The organism is Curtobacterium sp. VKM Ac-2887, assembly GCF_015350935.1.
In the GTDB taxonomy this organism is placed as follows: domain Bacteria; phylum Actinomycetota; class Actinomycetes; order Actinomycetales; family Microbacteriaceae; genus Curtobacterium.
Genome location: NZ_JADKSB010000002.1, coordinates 39,048 through 58,159, shown reverse-complemented (window position 1 = coordinate 58,159; position 19,112 = coordinate 39,048). Strand labels below are relative to the sequence as shown.

Below are 19,112 nucleotides of genomic sequence, written 5' to 3'. Positions count from 1 at the left end.
AGCGCTTATCTGTTAGCTTCTCGCCCCAGGAGCACAGCGACGATGACGTCAGCGGCCTCGTCGATGCGTGCCTGCCCCAGCACCCGTCAAGAGAAGAGCTCTGCAATGAAGCAAAGATTCCCCTCCATGTCCCGCCGGACGCGCGCCCTCGTCGGCGCTGTCGCCGTCGTCGCCACGATCCCCCTGGTCCTGTCCGGCTGCTCCGGCTCCGGATCGGCCTCGTCGGGCGGCAGCAAGGCCCTGACGATCGAGGACTACTACGACGCGAACTACAACCCGGTCTACAAGACCTGCGCGAAGGAGGTCGGCGCGACGGTCACGATCAACCACGTCGCCGGCGCCGGTCTGATCGCGAAGGTGCTGCAGCAGGCATCGTCGAAGACGCTGCCCGACGTCCTCATGCTCGACAACCCCGACGTCCAGCAGATCGCCTCCTCCGGTGCCCTGTCCGACCTGTCCGACTACGGGCTCGACGCCGACGGCGACGTCCCCGGCGTGAAGGCGGCGAGCACCTACAAGGGCAAGCTCTACGGCCTGCAGTCGAACACGAACTCCATCGCGCTCTACTACAACAAGAAGCTCCTGGCGGACGCCGGCGTCCAGCCGCCCAAGACGTGGGACGAGCTCAAGGCCGCGGCGAAGAAGCTCACCAAGGGCTCGACCTACGGCTTCGCGATGAGCAACATCAACACGTACGAGGGCACCTGGCAGTTCCTGCCGTTCTTCTGGTCGAACGGCGGTGACGAGAAGGACATCGCCACCGCGGACGCCACCCAGGCGCTGCAGCTCGTCGAGGACCTGCAGGACGACGGCTCGATGTCGAAGAGCTCGATCAACTGGGCCCAGGCGGACGTCAACAACCAGTTCCTGGCCGGCAAGGCCGCGATGATGATCAACGGTCCCTGGCAGCTGCCGGCGCTCAACGAGAAGAAGAGCCTCGAGTTCGACAGCGTCCCGATCCCGACGCGCACCGGCGAGGCCACGGTCGCACCGCTCGGCGGCGAGGCGTTCACCGTCCCGCAGACCGGCGACAAGGACAAGATGCAGCTCGCCGGCAAGTTCGTCGGCTGCCTCCACTCGCAGAAGATGCAGAAGACCCTGTCCGAGGTCAGCGGCAACGTGCCGACCAACCTCGAGGCCGGCGCCGCCTGGGCGAAGGACCACCCGCAGGTCGCGTCCTTCGTCACCACGGTGCAGACCGCTCGCGCGCGCACCGGTGAGCTCGGACCCGACTGGCCCAAGGCCGCCACGAAGATCTACACCGCCGTCCAGCTCGCCCTCACCGGCAAGGCCAGCCCCGAGGCAGCGCTCAAGCAGGCGCAGTCGCAAGAGCAGTAGTCCACGGGGAGCCGGCCGACCGGTCGGCTCCCTCCGGCGTGCAGGAAAGGACCCCGGCGTGAGCGCCTCGACACAGACACGACCACGGACGATCCCGCCCGTGACGACACCCCGACCCGGGCAACGACGCGCCCGGTTCCGATCCGGCGTGACCCGATGGCTCTTCGTGGTGCCAGCGGCGGTCTTCGTGGCCGTCTTCTTCGGCTACCCCGTGGTGAAGAACATCATCATGTCCTTCCAGGACTACACGACGGCGACCTTCTTCACCGGCGAGGCCCCCTGGGTGGGACTCGGCAACTACATCTCGGTGTTCCAGAGCTCGGTCTTCACGACGAGCCTCGTGAACACCGCCCTGTTCACGGCCGGCTCGATCATCCTGCAGTTCGTCATCGGGCTGAGCCTCGCGCTGTTCTTCCGTCGGCACTTCCCGCTGTCGGGCTTCCTGCGGGGGCTCCTGCTCCTGCCGTGGCTCCTGCCGCTCATCGCCTCGAGCGCGGTGTGGAAGTGGCTGCTCGACCAGGACAGCGGGGCACTCAACCAGCTCCTCGGCCTGGTGGGCATCGCCCCGGTCCCGTGGCTGGTCAGCCCGAGCCTCGCGCTCATCGCCGTCATCGGCGTCAACGTGTGGCTCGGCATCCCGTTCAACACGACGATCCTGTACAGCGGTCTGCAGTCCGTCCCGCCGGAGCTCTACGAGGCCGGGTCGCTCGACGGCGCCACCGGGTTCAAGGCGTTCTGGTACATCACGTGGCCGAGCATCCGGTCGGTGGTCAGCGTCGTGGTCGTGCTCGGGGTCGTCTACACGTTGAAGGTCGTGGACATCATCCTCGGCCTGACCGGCGGCGGGCCGGCGAACTCGACGCAGACCCTCGCCACGAACGCGTACCACCAGTCGTTCATCAACTTCCAGTTCGGCATCGGAGCCGCGGTGAGCAACGTGCTCATCGTCGTCTCGTTCGTCTTCGCGATGGTCTACATCGCGATCTCCCGGAAGGCGGTCGACGAATGAGCGTCGGACTCGCGAACCAGACCGTCACCGCCACCCGCGCGATCACGACGAAGCGGACCACCCGGGCACCCCGCCCGCGCGGTTCCGCCAAGGGCATCCCGTTCACGATCCTCGGGTGCGTGTTCCTCGCGATCATGGTGTTCCCCGTCTACTGGATGGTGAACACCAGCCTGCAGGCGACGTCCGGGGCTGCCACGGCGACGTGGTTCCCGTTCTCCCCCACCTTCGCCGGGTACGAGGCCGCGTTCGCCCAGCAGGGGCAGAACTTCCTGTCGAGCATGATCATCGGCCTCGGAACCGTCCTGCTGACGCTGGCCATCGCGACGCCGGCCGCCTACGGGCTGGCCCGGTTCCGGATGCGCGGCGGCCGGGTGTTCCTGCTCGTGCTGCTGATCACCCAGATGATCCCGGCGATCGTCATCGCGAACGCGCTGTACACGCTGTTCAACAACATCGGGCTGCTCAACAGCTACGTCGGGCTGATCCTGGCCGACAGCGCGGTCCAGGTGCCGTTCGCCATCCTGCTCATGCGGGCGTTCATGGAGTCGATCCCGCCGAGCCTGGTCGAGGCCGCACTGGTCGACGGCGCCAGCGACTTCCGGGCGTTCGTGTCGATCGTCGTGCCGATCAGCCGGAACGCCATCGTCACCGCGGCGCTCTTCACGTTCCTTGGCGCGTGGGGTGACTTCCTCATCGCCCTGACCCTGACGTCGACGACCGCAGTGCGACCGATCACGCTCGGCATCTACAACTACATCGGCTCGAACGTCACCGACTGGGGACCCGTCATGGCGACCTCGGTGCTGGCGTCCCTGCCCGCTGCCGTCCTGCTGATCTTCGCGCAGAAGTACATCTCCGCTGGTGCCCTCGGCGGTGCCGTCAAGTGACGGCCCCGGACCGACGCCACCACGCAACCCAGCCAGAAAGGCACACCATGACCACCACCCCGCTGCGCATCACCGTCTGGGGCGAGAACGTCCACGAGCAGGTCGAGCAGCACGTCGCCGAGCGGTACCCCGACGGCATGCACGGCGCGATCGCCGACGGCATCCGCGAGAACCTGCCCGACGCCGTCGTCCGGACCGCCACCATGCAGGAAGCCGAGCACGGCCTGACCGACGAGGTCCTGGCCGCGACGGACGTCCTGACCTGGTGGGGGCACGCCGCGCACCAGGACGTCGACGACGCCGTGGTCGACCGGGTGCACAAGCACGTCCTGTCCGGCATGGGGCTGGTCGTCCTGCACTCCGGCCACTGGTCGAAGATCTTCGGCAAGCTGATGGGCACCACGTGCACCCTGCGCTGGCGGAGTGAACACGACCAAGAACTCGTCTGGACCGTCAACCCGCAGCACCCGATCACCCGCGGCGTCCCGAACCCGATCGTCATCCCCGAGCAGGAGATGTACGGCGAGTACTTCGACGTGCCGACCCCCGACGAGCTCGTGTTCATCTCGGGCTTCACCGGCGGCGAGGTGTTCCGGAGCGGCATGACGTACCGCCGCGGCCTGGGGAAGATCTTCTACTTCTCGCCCGGCGACCAGGACTTCCCCGTGTACCACCACAAGGACGTCCGCCGCGTGATCGCGAACGCCACCGAGTGGGCGCGGCCGGAGCGCGAGCGGGAGATCCCGACGCTCCGCCGCTACGACCTGGGCGAGTACTTCGAGGGCCAGCACTACCGCGGCCCGTTCGACGACGCGCCCGTCGACGACGCTCCCGTCGACGACGCCCCCGTCGACGACCACGCCGGAGCGCAGGCGTGACCGCGCTCCGCGTCCTGCAGGTCGGCGCCGGCGGCATGGGCCGGGCCTGGCTCGGCACCGTCGCCGCCGATCCCGACGTCGAGCTGGTCGGCATCGTCGACCTCGACCTCGACGCCGCCCGGGCCGGTGCCGAACACGCCGGCGACCCGAGCATCCCCGTCGGCACCGACCTGACCGTGCTCGCCGCCGAGACCGGTGCACAGGCGGTGCTCGACATCACCGTCCCGGTCGCGCACCACCCCGTCACGCTGCAGGCCCTGCACGCCGGGCTCCCCGTGCTCGGCGAGAAGCCCGCAGCGCAGACGGTCGCCGAGGCGCTGTCGCTCGCCGCGGCCGCCGAGGCCACCGGCAAGCTGTTCATGGTGTCGCAGTCGCGGCGATACAACGACCAGCTCGTCGCGTTCCGCCAGCACGTGCGCGGCCTGGGCGCGATCGGCGGCCTGGGCACCCGGTTCGCCAAGGCCCCGCACTTCGGCGGCTTCCGCGAGCAGATGGACGACGTCCTGCTGCTCGACATGGCGATCCACGCGTTCGACTCCGCCCGCTACGTGCTCGAACGGGACCCGGTGTCCGTGTACTGCGAGTCGTGGAACCCGTCGTGGTCCTGGTACCGCGGCGACGCGGCGGCGGCAGCGGTCTTCGCCTTCGAGGACGACATCCGGTACGTGTACGACGGCTCGTGGTGCGCACCGGGGGCCGAGACCTCGTGGAACGGCGACTGGCGGGCCTCGGGTGCGGCCGGCACGGCGCTGTGGGACGGCGACCACGACCCGTCCAGCGACCTCGACGGCACCGCGGGCACGCCGTCACCCGCCGCCGGCGTCGGGCACGAGATCGCCGGGGCGCTGACGTCGTTCGTGCACGCCGTGCGTTCCGGCGAGACCCCGGACGGTGAGGTGCACGGCAACGTCATGAGCCTCGCGATGGTCGAGGCGGCGATCGCGTCGACCCGCACCGGGCAGCGCATCGTCATCGACGAGGTGCTCCAGCGCGCGCACGCCGAGGCACTCGCCGCCGAGCAGCACGACGCGGTCCGCGACCGCCTGGCGGCGTGGAGCTCGGTGCGCAGTGCGCTGAGTGCGTCGGTGCCCACGTCGTAGGGCGCACGACCCGCCCGGCACGCCCGCGCGTGTTCCCCCGAGGTTCCGAGATCTCGGCATGTCGGCGGCCGTCAGGCTCCCGATCGGAACCTCGGCGGACGTGCGCGGCGAGTCGCGGGACCGCGACCGCTCCTGTCGGGCGCGGCACGTGCGGTGGACGCGACCGAGGACGGACGGGAGGCCCGTGGCGACGCCGCCACGGGCCTCCCGTCCGCCTGTTCCACGATCACGGCGCGCCGGTTACGGTGTCCCTGTGCAGGGACAACGGTCGTCGGACAGTGGCACGACCGCGCAGCCGGTCGTGGTGGTGGCCGCCGACCCGCGGCGACGGACGGGGCGGACTCCGTGGGGGCGCGTCCTCGTCGGGGTCGTCCTCGCCGCCGTGGTCGGCGGCGCCGCCGTCGCGACTACCGGGGCACTCGTCTCCCAGCGCATCGCCGAGTCGTTCGCCGTCCGCGACGCCACCACCGACACCGCGGCGTTGGCACGGGTCGTGGTCGAACCGGCGCTGCTCGACGTGATCGCCGACCCGGCCGCGAACGACGCCGATCACGCCGCCGCCCGAACCCGACTGGACGACGCGGTCGCCGGCGAGCTCCGGGCCGGATCGGCCGTGCGCATGAAGCTCTGGGCGGCGGACGGGACCGTCCTGTGGTCCGATGAACGGCGGCTGGTCGGCGAGCGGTTCCCGCTGTCCGCCGAGGACCTCGAGGCACTGGAGTCCGACCGGTCGGACGCCGAGGTGTCCGACCTCGACGAGCCCGAGAACCGCTACGAACGCGGACACGGGCCGCTGCTCGAGGCGTACCAGGCGGTGCACACGCCCTCGGGGGAAGCGCTGCTGTTCGAGGCGTACCAGCCCTACGACGACGTGCTCGCCCGAGCTGCGGACCTGCGGGGGTCGTTCGCCGCCCTGGCGTTCGGCGTCGTCGCCGTCGTGCTCGCACTGCTCGTCCCGTTGCTGCTCTGGCTGCTCGTCCGCATCCGTTCCGGCCAGCGGCTGCGCGAACGGCTGCTCGGCCGCGCGCTCGACGCCGAGGCCGCCGAACGTCGCCGGATGGCCGCGGAACTGCACGACGGCCCGGTGCAGGACGTCGCCGGCCTCGCCCTGTCGCTGGGCGCCGACCCCGCCACGCGCGACGCCGCGGTCGTGCTCCGGTCGGCGGTGTCCTCGCTCCGGACGTCGATGTCGACGATCCGTCCAGCGGCCCCGACGCCCGACGGACTCGCTCCCGCGCTCGAGGACGCCTGCGCACGGGCTCGCGCCGCCGGCCTGACCACGGTCATCCGCTCGCCCGACGTCGTCGACGCCTCGCCGGCGGCGCTCCTCGCGGTCGTGCGGTTCGTCCGCGAGGCCGTCTGGAACACCGTCAAGCACGCCGGGGCGAGCCGCGTCGAGGTCACGGTGGACCGGTCCGGAGCCGTCGTGCGGGTGGTCGTGGCCGACGACGGCACCGGGTTCGACCCGGCGGTCGTCGTCGGCTCGATCCGCGCCGGGCACCTCGGGACGACGCTGCTGCGCGAGGTCGCCGAGGACACCGGCGGGTCCCTGCGCCTCCGCACCGGGTCCGGCACCGGCACCACCTGGGAGCTCGAGGTCCCCGCGGACACCGAGGACCTGCGGTGAGGGTGCTCCTGGTCGACGACCACGCCCTCGTCCGGGGCGGCCTGCGCGCCGTCCTCGCGACGACCGACGACTGCGCGGTCGTCGGCGAGGCCTCGACGGGCGAGGACGCCGTGGCGCTCGCCCCCGGGCTCCGACCCGACGTCGTGGTGATGGACCTGTCGATGCCGGGCGCCGGCGGGGTCGAGGCCACCCGGCAGGTGCGCGCCCTGCTACCCGATGTCCGGGTGCTCGTCCTCACCACGTTCTCCGATGACCACCGCGTCCGAGCCGCACTCGCCGCGGGCGCGACCGGCTACCTGCTCAAGGACGCCTCCCCCGACGAGGTCGTCGCCGCGGTCCGCGCCGCTGGCCGGGACGAGACGCCCCTCGACCCGCGGGTGGCCCGTGCGCTCCTGCCCGGGGCCGCGCCCGCCGACCCGGCTCCGGACCTGCCCCCGCGCGAGCGTGACGTCCTGGTGCGGCTCGCTCGCGGACTGTCGAACCGGCAGATCGCCACCGAGCTCGGGATCGCCGAACGGACCGTGAAGGTGCACGTCGGTTCGTTGTTCCGGCGGATCGGGGTCGCCGACCGGACGAGCGCCGCGCTCTGGGCCCGCGACCACGGCTGGTGACCGGGTACTAGTACCAAGGTCCGATGGTGCCGTCGACCGGGTCCGGCGACGATCGACGTGTACGGGCCACCCCGGCCCCTCCCCAGGAGGCACCCATGCACGCCGCACCCACGAACCCGGCTTCCACGCACACCGTGCGCACGCGCCGCCGACTCACCGGCATCGCCGCCGCGGTCTCCCTCGGCGCCGTGGCCGCAGCCGCCCTCGTCGGGGTCTCCCCCGCGAACGCGTCCGGCAAGACCTCGACCGGTGGCGACTACGCCGTCACGGTGAACGGGGCCACGACGAACCCCGCAGTGGGCAAGGACTTCAAGGTCAAGGGCGTCGCCGTCTCGGGCTCGATCAAGGTCCGTGGCAAGCACAACGGCTTCGACATCCGCATCGCCGACCTCGGCGTGTACGACTACACCCTGACCGGTGCGGCGGACACGCAGCGGATGGTGACGAAGCCGACGGTGGTGTTCGCCTCGAAGGTCCCGTCGCTCACCGCCGGCCAACTCGCCGGCGCCGAGCTGGCGTCGCTCGACGTGAAGGACGACACCCTGGTCGCGATCTTCTCGACGAGTCTGGGCAAGTACAAGATCCAGGCGAAGGACGGCGCCCAGGGCGGCATCTTCCAGATGGAGACCGAGTTCGCCGGCCCGGTGACGTTCACCCACACGCTCGGTGCGGGACTCTTCTACTTCACGAACCCGTACACGGGCAAGATCAACTTCGGCGACGGCGTCGCGGCCGTGGCGTCCGGCAGTGGTTCGCACCAGATGCTCCTCGGCAAGGACAGCCCGCAGGTCGCCACGAAGACGTCGCAGACCGCGACGACCACCACGTGGACCGTCCAGCCCGGTGGCCGGCTGGGCGGCGTGCTCGGCGAGGACGCCGTCGAGCTGTCGCAGGGTGCCACCAACTGCACGAGCCAGTGCCAGGCGCAGAACCAGATCCGTGGCTCCCTGCCGGTGCCGCCGGACCCGGTGGACCCGCAGCCGCTGGTGGTCGCGACCCGCTGACGCGGACGGAGTGCGCGGGCAGCACCGGCACGGGGTCACCCCGGCCAGGACTCCCGCGACCACGACCCGTCCGCGCGCCGATGGTAGGCGAGCCGGTTGCTCGCCGCGTCCGTCGCCCCGCGCCAGAACACCATCCGCACCGGTGTGAGTGCGAACCCCGCCCACGTGCTCGGCGGCTCGAGGTCCGTGCCCGCCCGTTCGCGGACGAACGCCGCCCAGGCCTCGCGGCGCCGAGCCGGTGTGTCCGCGGCGGACGCGTGGTCGTTGACCCACGCGAGGGCCTGCAGGTACGGCGTCCTGGCCGCGTAGGCCGAACGCGCCTCCTGGTCGGAGACGGGCGCCACGTCGCCGACCACGACGAGCTGGCGCGCGGCCTCGGGCCAGTGCAGGGTCACCGCGGCACGGGGCACCGCCGCGAGTTCGGCGGCCTTCCGGCTCCGCGAGTCGGTGTGGAAGTGCAGGCGTTCCCCGTCGAACAGCGAGAGCAGGACCGTCCGGGCGTCGGGGTAGCCGTCGAGCCCGACGGTCGAGAGGGTCATGGTCGGACCCGGGGCGTCAGCCGCCGCGGGGAGCCACCATGCCGCGAGGGTCAACGGGTCCGTCGGCACGGACGCATCGTCGACGCCGTCGGACGCCGGGGCGGGCGTGCCCGGGTCGGACACGCCCGCCCCGCGCGGCACGGTCACGAGACCGCAGCGTCGGCGACCGGGCTCTCGGCGACCGGAGTGTCGACGGGGGCCTCGCCGAGCGCGGTCGACGGACGGGCCACCGCCGGACGGGCCACCGCCGGACGGGCCACCGCCGGACGGCTCACCGCCGGGTCGAACCGTGCGATCTCGTGCAGCGACGTCACGGCCTCGGCGACGGAGTGCTCCCACAGGACGGCACCGTACGACGCCGTCGCCCGGCTGGCATCGCCGACGACCCCGGGGGTCCCGAAGTCGTCGGACAACCACCCGAACGACACCGGGCCGCCGTTGAACGCGATCTTCTCGAAGCCGGCGATGTGCTCCGGCACCCAGCGTTCCGCGAGCGACATGTCGACCAGGTCGGGGCGCAGGTGCAGGATCATCGACGTCTCCGCCGCGCCGCCGTGGATCCCCAGCCCCAGCTCGTCCGCGTCCTCGCCGTCCGGGCCGGGGACGCGGGCGAGGGTCGGCATGAGGAAGGTCTTCAACCCGTAGCGCTTCCGGATCTCACGCAGGGCGACCTGCAGCAGGGCGACGTTGCCGCCGTGCCCGTTGGCGAACACCAGGGTGCCGGCACCGGTGAGGGCGACCGCGCGACCGATCTGCACGGCGGTGTCGAACATCGTGTCGCTGTCGAGCCACACCGTGCCGGGCGCCCAGCTGTGCTCGTCGGACTTCGTGAACGACAGCGTCGGGAGCTGCCAGACGTCCAGCCCCTCGGCGGCTGCCTGCTCGACAGCCGCCCCACCGATGTGCTCGGCGAGCAGGTGGTCGGTCAGGAGCGGCAGGTGCGGGCCGTGGTGCTCGACGGCGCCGGTGGGCTGCACGACGATCGTGTCCGGCCCGAAGCCCGCAGCGACGGCCGGACCGGACAGCTCCGCGAGCCGACGCGAGCGGACCGTGCCGACCCCGGCGCTCACTTGCCGAACCCCGGGACGACGGGCTGCGCGGACGCGGTGGAGCCACCGCTGACCACGAGCGACGGGTCGATGACGTGCCCGGGGTTGAGCAGCCCCGCGGGGTCGGTGCGCTGCTTCAGCGCCACGAGCTCCTCGACGCCGTGGTCGACGTAGTACTGGTGCGGGCTGTGCACCCGGACGCCGAGTTCGCGGAGCACCGGGTAGCCGGCGTAGACGTCCTCGGCCCCGGTGTACGGCGCGGTGAGCATCCCGATCGGTCCGACGTGCGCGGCCTCGATGTGGAGCATGCCACCGGGGTAGACGGCTTCGACCTCGGCGATCCGGTCGATGAGCGCCTCACCGCCGACCTCGACGTGGAAGTACTCGGTGTCGCTCGTGTTCCGCTTCAGCCACCAGATCGGGTGGTTGTACGACAGCATCGACACCTTCGTGGTCTGCTGCAGCCCCTCGCGGATGTCCAGGACCTCACCGCCGGCGGCTTCGATGCGTGCCCGGGCCTCGTCGAGCACGACGTCGTCGATGATCGCTCGCAGGCTCGCCCGGTCGTCGGGGACGGCCAGGTCGGACGGCAGCGTCGCGGCGATCTCGGCGCGGTCGGCGCTCACGAGCCGCGGAACCGGGTCGAGTCCGCGCAGCGTGCGGACGGCGACGAGCGCGTCCTCGAAGGTGGGGAACGCCGCGTAGACGGCGCGCCACTCCTGCAGCGGCTCGAGCCGGACGGTGGCGCGGGCGATGACGCCGGCGGTGCCGTAGGTGTGCACGAACGGCTGCGCCTCGTCGCCCTCGACGTGCAGCAGCTCGTCGGCGCCGGGGAGCGCGACGTCGAGCGCCGTGACGAAGCCCTGCCAGTTCGACCCGTGTGCGATCGACCCGGTCCCGCCGGAACCGCCGGACAGGAAGCCGCCGATGGTCGACTGCGCGGTGGACGGGTACATCCAGAGCTGCTGGCCCGTGGCGGCGGCCGCCTGCTCCAGGGCGACCATGGACGCGCCGGCCTCGGCGGTGATCCAGCCGTCGCCGACCTCGACGACGGCGCGTGCCCGCGAGGTGTCGAGGACCAGGCCGCCGTGCAGCGGGATGCCCTGGCCGTAGTTGCCGGTGCCCTTCCCGCGGGTGGTGACGGGGACGCCGTGTCGGACCGCGGCCTGCAGGGTGGCGGCGATGTCGTCGGCGGTGGCCGGCGACGCGACGAGGTCGGCGAGGCCGAGGGGCAGCTGTTCGCTGAGGATGGGGCTCATGGTGGCCTCGTCGACGGAGGCGCGGGCCCGCGTGCGTTCGTCGGCGCTCACGCCGCGCTCACCGAGCAGTGCGACGAGCTCGGCGCGCAGCGCCTCGACGGAGGTGGGGGTGACGGTGGTCATGCTCACTCCTGGTGGGTGGGTGGTGCGGGGACGGCGGACTGGGCCCACGCCGCCGGTTCCGGTGCGACGCGCCAGCGGCGGACCGGCCGTGCCGGTGGGGAGAGGCGCGGGGCGGCGTGGCACCGCGCCTCCCGTCCGCTTGTTGGCCGGCTTCCGGCGACGGGAGCCGACCGGTGTCAGGAACCCAGACCGATGGACTTGTCGAGGAACTCGTTCGTGTACAGGTCGGAGGGCTTCAGGCCGCTCTTGACGTCACCGGTGTCGGCGAAGACAGGAGTCGCCTTGGCGATGAAGTCCTGCATGCGCTGCTCGTCCATCGATCCGATGTAGCCGTCGGTGTCCTTCGCGAGGCCGAGCTCCACCATCTGGGCCGCGGCGAACGCGCCGACCTTCGAGTCGTAGGTCCAGCCGTTGTTGTACTGCTGCACGAGCTTCGTGATGAGGTCGTTCGTGGCGCCCGGGGACTTCAGGTAGTCCACGTCGGCCTGCTGCATCACGGGCACGAGCTTCTGCAAGCACGGCTCGAGCTTCTCCAGGTCGCCGGTGCGGACCGACATCGCCTCGGGGTAGGGGTTCCATCCCGTGCTCGAGACGAGCGCGTAGTCGACCTTCTTGCCCCAGGCCGCGACCTGGTTCTGGTAGATGTACGGCTCGGCGGTCGCGAAGCCCTGCTGCGCGTCCTTGCCGCCCGCGGACACGAACTTCGACGGGGTGCCGTCGTAGCTGCCGTCGAGGACCTTCTTCGGCAGGATGCCGGACTGCTCGAGGTAGGTCATGTACGCGGCATCGCTGAAGTAGCGGACGACGCCGCCGTCCTTCTCGAGGGCCGTGCCGAGGCTCTTGATGCTGTCGACCTCCGGGTACGTCTTCGGGTCCCACATGATCGACATCGGGGACTGGTCGTTCTCGGCGAACACCGCCGTGGTGGGCAGCTTGCCGGAGAACTGCACCTGCTCGTCCGTGGACATGTACCCGAGGGTGATGTCCTTGTCCTGGTACATCTGCGACGCGACCTTGGTGTACCCGATCGCCGGGCCGCCGGCACGGATCTCGAGCTTGACGCCGGTGCTCTTGCCGTTGGCGTACAGGTCGCCGGTGACGGTCTTGCCGGAGGAGTCGATCACCGGGTTCGGGCCGAGCATCTGGTAGAGGTGGCCGTGCTCGCCCTCGGGGTTCCAGTCGGTCTGGACGACGACCGTCGCGGGGCACGTGCCGGAGAGGTCGACCTTCGGCCCGGAGGCGGTCGACGAGGTCGCGGCGGTCGTCTCGGTGCTGCCGGACGACCCCGCCGCACAGCCGGTGAGGGCGATGGCGGTGGCGGCGAGGGCAGCGGTGGCGACGCCGAGGCGGGAGGTGGTGCGCATGGAGGCTCCGTTCGTGGTGCGGGTCTCGTGGTGCTGTGGTGGGAAGGGGTGGTGTGGTTCGGGGGGGCGGGGAGTCAGCTGAAGTCGTGCCAGCGGCCGACGGCCAGCCGGCCGATCAGGCCGAACACGAGGAAGACGGCGACGCCGTAGAGCGAAGCGATCAGGATGGTCGCGTACAGCTCGGGGCCCATCAGGCGCGATGCGGTCACCTGGATGAGGACGCCGAGACCGGGGTTGCCGCGCTGGAAGAACTGGTCGCCGACGATCGCCCCGATGACGCTCAGCCCGGCGGAGGTGCGCAGGCCGACGAAGATCGACGGCAGCGCGGCGGGGAACTGCAGCTTCACGAGCTGGGCGAACCGGCCGGCGCGCTGCAGCTGGAACAGCTCACGCTGCGCGCGGTCGGCGGACTGCAGCCCGAACAGCGTGTTCGACACCATCGGGAACAGCGCGATCATCACGGTGACGATCACGCGGCTGACGAACTCGTAGCCGAACAGGGCGCCGATGAGCGGCACGAGGGCGAGGATCGGGACGCACTGCAGCACCACGGCGTACGGGTAGAGCGAGTTCTCGAGCCACTTCGCCTGCGCCATCGCCATCGCCCAGACGACGCCGATCACGATCGCGAAGCCGAGGCCGGTGAGCGAGACGACGGTGGTGCGTCCGAGGGCGGACCAGAGGTCGGAGCCGAACGTGGACGGCGACCCGTCCGGCAAGGTCGGCGCGACGATCGCCTTCGCCACGAGGTGCGGGTACGGCACCAGGAAGGCCAGTCCGCGGACGTGGTCGTAGTACGCGGCTGCCGCGTACCAGATGCCGACGAGCACGGCGAGGACGACGACGGGCTGCCACCAGGCGATGCCGCGGCGAGCCCGAGGAGCGGCACGACGGGCGGCGGCCCGGACCGCGCGGGTCTCGGCGGCCTCCTGCAGGGTGACCATCAGCGGTGTCCTTCCCGGAGCGCGTGCGAGACCTCGCCGACCAGTTCGGCGAACTCGGGTGTGAAGCGGATGTCGGGGTCGCGGGGCATCGGGAACGGCACGTCGAACCGACCGACGATGCTGCCGGGGCGTCCGGACATCACGATCACCTCGGTGGAGAGGTACACGGCCTCGGACACGGAGTGCGTGATGAAGAGCCCGGCGAACTGCTGTTCGACGAACAGCCGGAGGAGCTCGTCGTTGAGGCGTTCGCGGGTGATCTCGTCGAGGGCGCCGAACGGCTCGTCGAACAGGAAGAGCTCCGGGTCGAGGGTGAGCGACCGGGCGAGCGAGACCCGCATCCGCATGCCGCCGGACAGCTGCTTCGGCAGGTTCGTCTCGAAGCCGTTCAGACCGACGAGGTCGATGGCGTGGGCGGCCTTGGCGGCCCGCTCGGCCCTCGACACGTGTCCGAGCTCGGCGAGCAGTTCGACGTTGCCCTGCACGGTGCGCCAGGGCAGGAGCGTGGCGTCCTGGAAGACGTAGCCGATGCGGTCGGCCGCGACGCCGGCCGACCCGTCCGATGCGGTCTCGAGGCCGGAGGCGATGCGGAGCAGCGTGGACTTGCCGCAGCCGGACGGGCCGACGACCGAGACGAACTGGCCGCGGTCCACGGTGAGGTCGACGCCCTGCAGGGCGATGGTGCCGTTCGGGAAGGTCATCTCGACGTTGCGGAAGTCGAGCAGCGTGTCCGTCGTGGCGACGGGTGGCGGGGCGGTGGTGGTCACGATCACCTCGGGTTCTCGGTGCGGGCGGGCGGTGGGGTCAGGCGGGGACGGCGGCCGCGGCCGGCGCGGCGACGATCCGACGCACCTCGGTGCGGGCGACGAGTCGCCCGCGGGACAGGACGATGCGGTCGGCGGGGGCGTTCGCGACGGCGTCGGTGACGCTCGTCGCGGCCACGGCGAGCAGGTCGGCGCGCCGCCCGGGGACGGGACCGGCGGCCGGGAGGCCCATCACGCTCCGGGCGGTGTCGCTCACCATCGCGTACGCCTGGTCCGGCCTCACATGGCCGGCGGAGACGAGCAGCGACGCGGTCTCGAAGGCGTCGCTCCGGCCGACCGGGTTGAAGGGGTCGCGGACGTTGTCCGCGCCGGCGGCGACGCGGACGCCGGCGTCGAGGAGCGCCTGGATGGCGGTGAGTCCCCGCGGCGTGGCGACCGGGTGCTGCCAGCCCTGCAGGTACAGGTTCGTGATCGGGAGCGTGATCACCCCGAGGTCGGCCGCGGCCACGTCGGCGACGACCTCGGCGAGTCGCTCCGGCCCCAGGGTGCCGAGCCGGACGCAGTGCCCGGCGGAGTACTGCCGGTCCCGCCGCAGCGAGCGGGACGCCCGGGCGTAGTGGTCGAGCGTCACCGGGCCGTCGAGGCTCTCGTCGGCGTGCAGGTCGACCCCGAGGCCCCGTCGGCGGGCGATGGCGAGGAGTCGGTCGACGTCGGCGAGGGGGTCCTCGGCGAGGTGCGGTGCGCCGCCGACCAGGTCCACGCCGAGGTCGAGCACCGCCTCGACGTGCTCGTCGGGGGCGAGGGGGCCGGCGAGGGCGACGAGCTCGATGTCCATCAGGCCGGCGAGTTCGTCGCGGACCTGCACGAGGGCACGGGCGCCCCGCAGGGCCTGCTCCGTGGTGGCGGGCCGGTCGGCCGCGCTGTGCCGGCCGCTGAGCACGTCGACGTGGCTCCGGACGGCCGTGGTGCCGGCGGCGAGCAGCGTGAGGGCGGCGGTCCGGGCACGGCCGGCGATGTCCTCGACGGTCATGGTCGTCGCGTGCGCGGTCCACGAGGCGATCGCGGCGCCGAGGTCCCCGAGCGGCGGCCGGATGGCGTCGGCGCTGAGGGCCTTGTCGAGGTGGGCGTGCGGTTCTGCCGGTGCGGTCAGGAGCAGCCGGCCGCCGAGGTCGATCGTCTCCTCCGCCGGGGCCGCGAGGGTGCCGGCCGGTGCCACGGTCGAGACGGTCGCGCCGTCGATCGCGACGTCGACCGAGCGGCCGTCCGGCAGCAGCGCGGAGCGCAGGAGGGCGATCGGGCGGGGCACTGACGAGTCCATCCGGAGCCTCTCGATCGTGTGTGAGAATGTTGATCGCATCAACATCTCCGATGCTAGGGCTGCGGTGTTTCCCTCTCGTTTCGAGGCGGTTGCCGTGTGTGACGCCCGACCCGACGTCACCGGGAGCGGGAACGAGCGTTCCGTTCGACCGGTCGGACGGCCCAACCGAGGACGAGAGGAGTCCGCGTGAGCACCGGCACCACCACCGAGACCGACCGCGTCGTCGACGATCAGACCCAGCGGATCGGTGAGCACATCCGTGCCCGCCGACGCGCCGCACGACTGACGCTCGTCCAGGTCGCCGAGCTGACCGGTCTGTCGCACCCGTTCCTCAGCCAGGTCGAGCGCGGGCACTCCCGCGCCAGCATGGTGTCCCTCGAGAAGATCGCCACGGCGCTCGGGACGACCCAGGTCGAATTGCTCGCCGCCGGTGCCCCCGAGCGCCCGGGGCACGACGTCCGCCTGCCCGAGGTGATCCGTGCCGGCGAGGGCGCCCGCGGACCGTTCTCGAGCGGCGAGGCCCGGCTGCTCGTGCACGCGGGCCCGCACGCGTTCGAGCCGCTGGAGTGGGTCGGCGACAACACGGACCTCGGCGAGTACTTCGAGCACCACGAGGACGAGTTCCTCACCGTGCTCGCCGGCCGCGTGCACCTCGACCTGCGCGGACGGGAGCCGCTCGACCTCGGGCCCGGCGACTCGGCGTACTACCGCGGCGGCACCGGCCACCGGTGGTGCAGCGCGGACGGCACCCGCTTCCACATGATCGTGGTTAAGGAGACCCCGCGCGCCGGAGCGATCGCGTGAGCGCCGTGCCGGAGCGTCGGCGGCTGCGCGTCGCCGCCCGCCACCGGGTCGCCACGGACGTCGTCGCACTCGACCTGGCCCCGGTCGACGGTCCGGCGCTGCCGGACTGGGAACCCGGAGCGCACGTCGACCTCGAGGTCTCCCCCGGGACCGAGCGCCAGTACTCGCTCGTCACGACGACGACCGACGGGCACTGGCGCATCGCCGTGCTCCGCGAGCCCGACGGCCGCGGCGGATCGGTCGCCGTGCACGATGGCCTGGCGGTCGGCGACGAGGTCGTGGTGGCCGGACCGCGGAACCACTTCGGCCACGACCCGGCGCGCCCCGCGGTCTTCGTCGCCGGGGGCATCGGGATCACGCCGATCCGGTCGATGATCGCCGCCGCCGAACGCGCCGGCGCCCCGTGGGAGCTCCACTACGCGGGGCGGTCCCGCGACCGCATGGCGTTCGTGCACGAGCTCGTCGCCGCGCACCCCGACCGGGTCGTCGTGGCGGCGGCCGACGAGGGCGTCCGGCTCGACGTCGACGCGCTCCTCGCCGCACCGCGCGACGCGGTCGTGTACTGCTGCGGGCCGCGCGGGCTCATGGACGCGGTCGAGGCCGCTGCCGCGCACTGGCCGGCGGGCAGCGTCCGCGTCGAGCGCTTCGAGCCCGCCGCGGACGTCGACGCCCCCGGCGAGGCCTTCGAGGTCGAGCTCACGGTCACCGGCGTCACCGTGACGGTGCCCGTCGACCGGACCCTGCTCGAGGTCGCGGAGGACGCCGGCGCCTTCGTGCTCTCGTCCTGCCGGGAGGGCACGTGCGGCACCTGCGAGACCCCCGTGCTCGAGGGCTCGGTCGAGCACCGGGACACCGTGCTCAGCCCCGAGGAGCAGGCCGACGACCGCACCATGATGGTCTGCGTGTCCCGCGCCCGGCGCGGCTGCCCGCGACTGGTCCTCGAACTCTGACCGGACGGACTACGGACGCTCGGTGCCGTCGAGCGGGCCGCCGGTGAGCGCGGACAGGCGCTCCAGCCCCGCTTCGGCCACGAGCTGCCGGGCGAGCGGACGCGCCCGTTCGACCGCCTCACGCACGTCCACCCGGGTGACGTCGCCGTCCGCGACGCTCAGCTCCCCGTCCACCCAGACGTCGCGGACCTCGCGGCTGCCGGCGACGAAGACCACCGCCTGGTAGGGGTCGTGGACGTTGGCGAGGGTCGGGGAGTCGCCGTCGAGGACGACCAGGTCCGCGCGCTTGCCCGGCTCCAGCGAGCCGATCTCGTCCTCCATGCGCAGGGCACGGGCACCGCCGATCGTGCCCATCTCGAAGGCCTCGCGGGCGCTCATCGCGGTGGCCTGCAGGTCCCGCACCCGGGCGAGCAGCGCGGCCGTCTTCATCGCCTGCAGGAAGTCCTGGGAGTCGTTCGACGCCGGGCCGTCGACCCCGATGCCCACCGGGACCCCCAGCGCACGGAGTTCCGCGATCGGGGCGATGCCGCTGGCGAGGATCCCGTTCGCGACCGGGTTGTGGGCCACGCCGACACCGCCCGCCGCGTACCGCTCCCGGTCCTCGCGGTCCACCCAGACGCTGTGCGCGGCGATCACCGGGACCTGGAACATGCCCGTCGCCTCGGCGTGCCCGATGGCCGTCCGTCCGGTGCGCTGCCGGGCCGCGGTGACCTCCTCGCGCACCTCGTGGAAGTGCACGTGCACACCGTGGCCGCCGGCGACCGCGTAGTCGACGTGCTCCTGCCAGGTGTCGTCCGTGTACCGCCCGATCGACGAGACGCCGACCCGGAACGTGCTGTACCGGCTGGCGGCAGCGGCCTCGCGCAGGGCCTCGAACTCCTCCAGGATGGGCGTCGCGCCGAAGTCGCGGTCGACGTCGCCGGAGCCGAACGACACGACCCCGCGCAGCCCGAGGTCCTCGAGCGCCTGCACCACACCGGGCGTCGCCGGTTCGTCCGGCACCGGGTCGGCGCAGAACATGTCGTTCGCGGTCGTCACCCCGCTCCGGAGCAGCTGGATGCCCTGCAGCACCGTGCCCGCGTAGGCCTTGTCCCGGGTCATCACCGGGTTGACCCGCCCGATCAACGCCGTGAGCCACTCCCACAGCGTGTACTGCGAACCGATCCCGGTGATGAGCCCCTCGCTGAAGTGGCCGTGGGTGTTCACGAAGCCGGGCGTGACGATGTCGTACGCACCGCCGCGCACCGGCGCGTCCGGGTGGGCCGCGGCGAGGTCGGCGTACGTGCCGACCGCGGCGATCCGGTCGCCGTCGAGGAGCACGGCTCCGTCGCGGATCGCGGCGGGCGTGGCAGCGCCGTCGGGTGCTGCGGTGAGCACCCATCCGGCGCGGATCAGGGTCTGCGTCATGGGGCGAACCTACGGACCGCGTGTTCCCCGGGTGTTTCCGCCTGGTTACCCCGCGGTGCCGACCCACGGTCCTGGAACGCCGGGACCGAGCAGCCACGCGGTCCGTGCGCACCCCGTCACGGGCCGGAAACAGGGGA

The 19,112-nt window shown here is 72.1% G+C and carries 18 protein-coding genes; 10 read left to right on the top strand and 8 right to left on the bottom strand.

Annotation, left to right across the window (positions count from 1 at the left end):
• Positions 1-126: 126 nt before the first annotated feature.
• The 8 genes from ITJ69_RS03065 to ITJ69_RS03030 all read left to right on the top strand — a co-directional run bounded on the left by ITJ69_RS03065 (position 127) and on the right by ITJ69_RS03030 (position 8,454).
• Positions 127-1,338, top strand: a complete 1,212-nt coding sequence (locus tag ITJ69_RS03065; RefSeq protein WP_123294666.1) for a sugar ABC transporter substrate-binding protein — start codon at positions 127-129, stop codon at positions 1,336-1,338.
• A gap of 148 nt (positions 1,339-1,486) precedes the next feature.
• Entirely contained in the window at positions 1,487-2,347 is an 861-nt protein-coding gene (locus tag ITJ69_RS03060; protein ID WP_111084886.1) for a carbohydrate ABC transporter permease, read from the top strand.
• Positions 2,344-3,234: a carbohydrate ABC transporter permease gene (locus ITJ69_RS03055; protein WP_111084887.1), complete on the top strand. Its 891-nt coding sequence runs from the start codon at positions 2,344-2,346 to the stop codon at positions 3,232-3,234. Before ITJ69_RS03060 ends, ITJ69_RS03055 begins: the two co-directional genes overlap by 4 nt.
• 47 nt (positions 3,235-3,281) lie before the next feature.
• Positions 3,282-4,112 carry a ThuA domain-containing protein gene (locus tag ITJ69_RS03050; RefSeq protein ID WP_194671970.1) on the top strand — a complete coding sequence of 277 codons (831 nt, stop codon included), beginning with the start codon at positions 3,282-3,284 and terminating at the stop codon, positions 4,110-4,112.
• Positions 4,113-4,147: 35 nt separating this feature from the next.
• A complete protein-coding gene (locus ITJ69_RS03045; RefSeq protein ID WP_194672082.1) occupies positions 4,148-5,212 on the top strand; it encodes a Gfo/Idh/MocA family protein in 1,065 nt (354 codons plus the stop codon).
• Between the two features lie 253 nt (positions 5,213-5,465).
• The gene (locus ITJ69_RS03040; protein WP_194671969.1) at positions 5,466-6,839 is read left to right on the top strand and encodes a sensor histidine kinase; all 1,374 of its coding nucleotides are present in this window, start codon (positions 5,466-5,468) and stop codon (positions 6,837-6,839) included.
• On the top strand, positions 6,836-7,450 hold the full coding sequence (locus ITJ69_RS03035; protein WP_323742932.1) for a response regulator transcription factor: 615 nt from the start codon (positions 6,836-6,838) through the stop codon (positions 7,448-7,450). The genes ITJ69_RS03040 and ITJ69_RS03035 overlap by 4 nt, the downstream gene beginning before the upstream one ends.
• A 95-nt stretch (positions 7,451-7,545) precedes the next feature.
• The gene (locus tag ITJ69_RS03030) at positions 7,546-8,454 is read left to right on the top strand and encodes a hypothetical protein (protein WP_194671968.1); all 909 of its coding nucleotides are present in this window, start codon (positions 7,546-7,548) and stop codon (positions 8,452-8,454) included.
• A gap of 35 nt (positions 8,455-8,489) precedes the next feature.
• Here ITJ69_RS03030 and ITJ69_RS03025 read toward each other — a convergent pair whose 3' ends face one another.
• The 7 genes from ITJ69_RS03025 to ITJ69_RS02995 form a co-directional block, all read right to left on the bottom strand.
• Positions 8,490-9,140: a pyridoxine/pyridoxamine 5'-phosphate oxidase gene (locus ITJ69_RS03025; RefSeq protein ID WP_323742930.1), complete on the bottom strand. Its 651-nt coding sequence runs from the start codon at positions 9,138-9,140 to the stop codon at positions 8,490-8,492.
• Positions 9,137-10,063, bottom strand: coding sequence for a creatininase family protein (locus tag ITJ69_RS03020; RefSeq protein WP_194671967.1), 927 nt, complete (start codon positions 10,061-10,063; stop codon positions 9,137-9,139). The genes ITJ69_RS03025 and ITJ69_RS03020 overlap by 4 nt, the downstream gene beginning before the upstream one ends.
• Complete coding sequence (locus ITJ69_RS03015; RefSeq protein WP_194671966.1) at positions 10,060-11,424, bottom strand: FAD-binding oxidoreductase; 1,365 nt, start codon at positions 11,422-11,424, stop codon at positions 10,060-10,062. Before ITJ69_RS03015 ends, ITJ69_RS03020 begins: the two co-directional genes overlap by 4 nt.
• Positions 11,425-11,600: 176 nt before the next feature.
• Positions 11,601-12,788, bottom strand: coding sequence for an ABC transporter substrate-binding protein (locus ITJ69_RS03010; protein WP_111084890.1), 1,188 nt, complete (start codon positions 12,786-12,788; stop codon positions 11,601-11,603).
• A gap of 74 nt (positions 12,789-12,862) precedes the next feature.
• Positions 12,863-13,732 carry an ABC transporter permease gene (locus tag ITJ69_RS03005; RefSeq protein ID WP_111084891.1) on the bottom strand — a complete coding sequence of 290 codons (870 nt, stop codon included), beginning with the start codon at positions 13,730-13,732 and terminating at the stop codon, positions 12,863-12,865.
• Complete coding sequence (locus ITJ69_RS03000) at positions 13,732-14,499, bottom strand: ABC transporter ATP-binding protein (protein ID WP_323742928.1); 768 nt, start codon at positions 14,497-14,499, stop codon at positions 13,732-13,734. Before ITJ69_RS03000 ends, ITJ69_RS03005 begins: the two co-directional genes overlap by 1 nt.
• Positions 14,500-14,536: 37 nt before the next feature.
• Positions 14,537-15,802, bottom strand: coding sequence for an amidohydrolase family protein (locus ITJ69_RS02995; protein WP_323742927.1), 1,266 nt, complete (start codon positions 15,800-15,802; stop codon positions 14,537-14,539).
• 198 nt (positions 15,803-16,000) lie between these two features.
• Here ITJ69_RS02995 and ITJ69_RS20845 point away from each other — a divergent pair, with 198 nt between their 5' ends.
• The gene (locus tag ITJ69_RS20845; protein WP_111084893.1) at positions 16,001-16,618 is read left to right on the top strand and encodes a helix-turn-helix domain-containing protein; all 618 of its coding nucleotides are present in this window, start codon (positions 16,001-16,003) and stop codon (positions 16,616-16,618) included.
• The gene (locus ITJ69_RS02985) at positions 16,615-17,568 is read left to right on the top strand and encodes a PDR/VanB family oxidoreductase (protein WP_194671964.1); all 954 of its coding nucleotides are present in this window, start codon (positions 16,615-16,617) and stop codon (positions 17,566-17,568) included. The genes ITJ69_RS20845 and ITJ69_RS02985 overlap by 4 nt, the downstream gene beginning before the upstream one ends.
• A 9-nt stretch (positions 17,569-17,577) precedes the next feature.
• Here ITJ69_RS02985 and ITJ69_RS02980 read toward each other — a convergent pair whose 3' ends face one another.
• On the bottom strand, positions 17,578-18,975 hold the full coding sequence (locus ITJ69_RS02980; RefSeq protein ID WP_194671963.1) for an amidohydrolase family protein: 1,398 nt from the start codon (positions 18,973-18,975) through the stop codon (positions 17,578-17,580).
• Positions 18,976-19,112: the final 137 nt, after the last annotated feature.

Coding starts and splice junctions, on each gene's coding strand:
- ITJ69_RS02980 (WP_194671963.1), bottom strand. CDS start 18,975: ATGACGCAGACCCTGATCCGCGCCGGATGGGTGCTCACCGCAGCACCC.
- ITJ69_RS03030 (WP_194671968.1), top strand. CDS start 7,546: ATGCACGCCGCACCCACGAACCCGGCTTCCACGCACACCGTGCGCACG.
- ITJ69_RS03045 (WP_194672082.1), top strand. CDS start 4,148: ATGGGCCGGGCCTGGCTCGGCACCGTCGCCGCCGATCCCGACGTCGAG.
- ITJ69_RS03005 (WP_111084891.1), bottom strand. CDS start 13,732: ATGGTCACCCTGCAGGAGGCCGCCGAGACCCGCGCGGTCCGGGCCGCC.
- ITJ69_RS03055 (WP_111084887.1), top strand. CDS start 2,344: ATGAGCGTCGGACTCGCGAACCAGACCGTCACCGCCACCCGCGCGATC.
- ITJ69_RS03065 (WP_123294666.1), top strand. CDS start 127: ATGTCCCGCCGGACGCGCGCCCTCGTCGGCGCTGTCGCCGTCGTCGCC.
- ITJ69_RS03015 (WP_194671966.1), bottom strand. CDS start 11,424: ATGACCACCGTCACCCCCACCTCCGTCGAGGCGCTGCGCGCCGAGCTC.
- ITJ69_RS03010 (WP_111084890.1), bottom strand. CDS start 12,788: ATGCGCACCACCTCCCGCCTCGGCGTCGCCACCGCTGCCCTCGCCGCC.
- ITJ69_RS03050 (WP_194671970.1), top strand. CDS start 3,282: ATGACCACCACCCCGCTGCGCATCACCGTCTGGGGCGAGAACGTCCAC.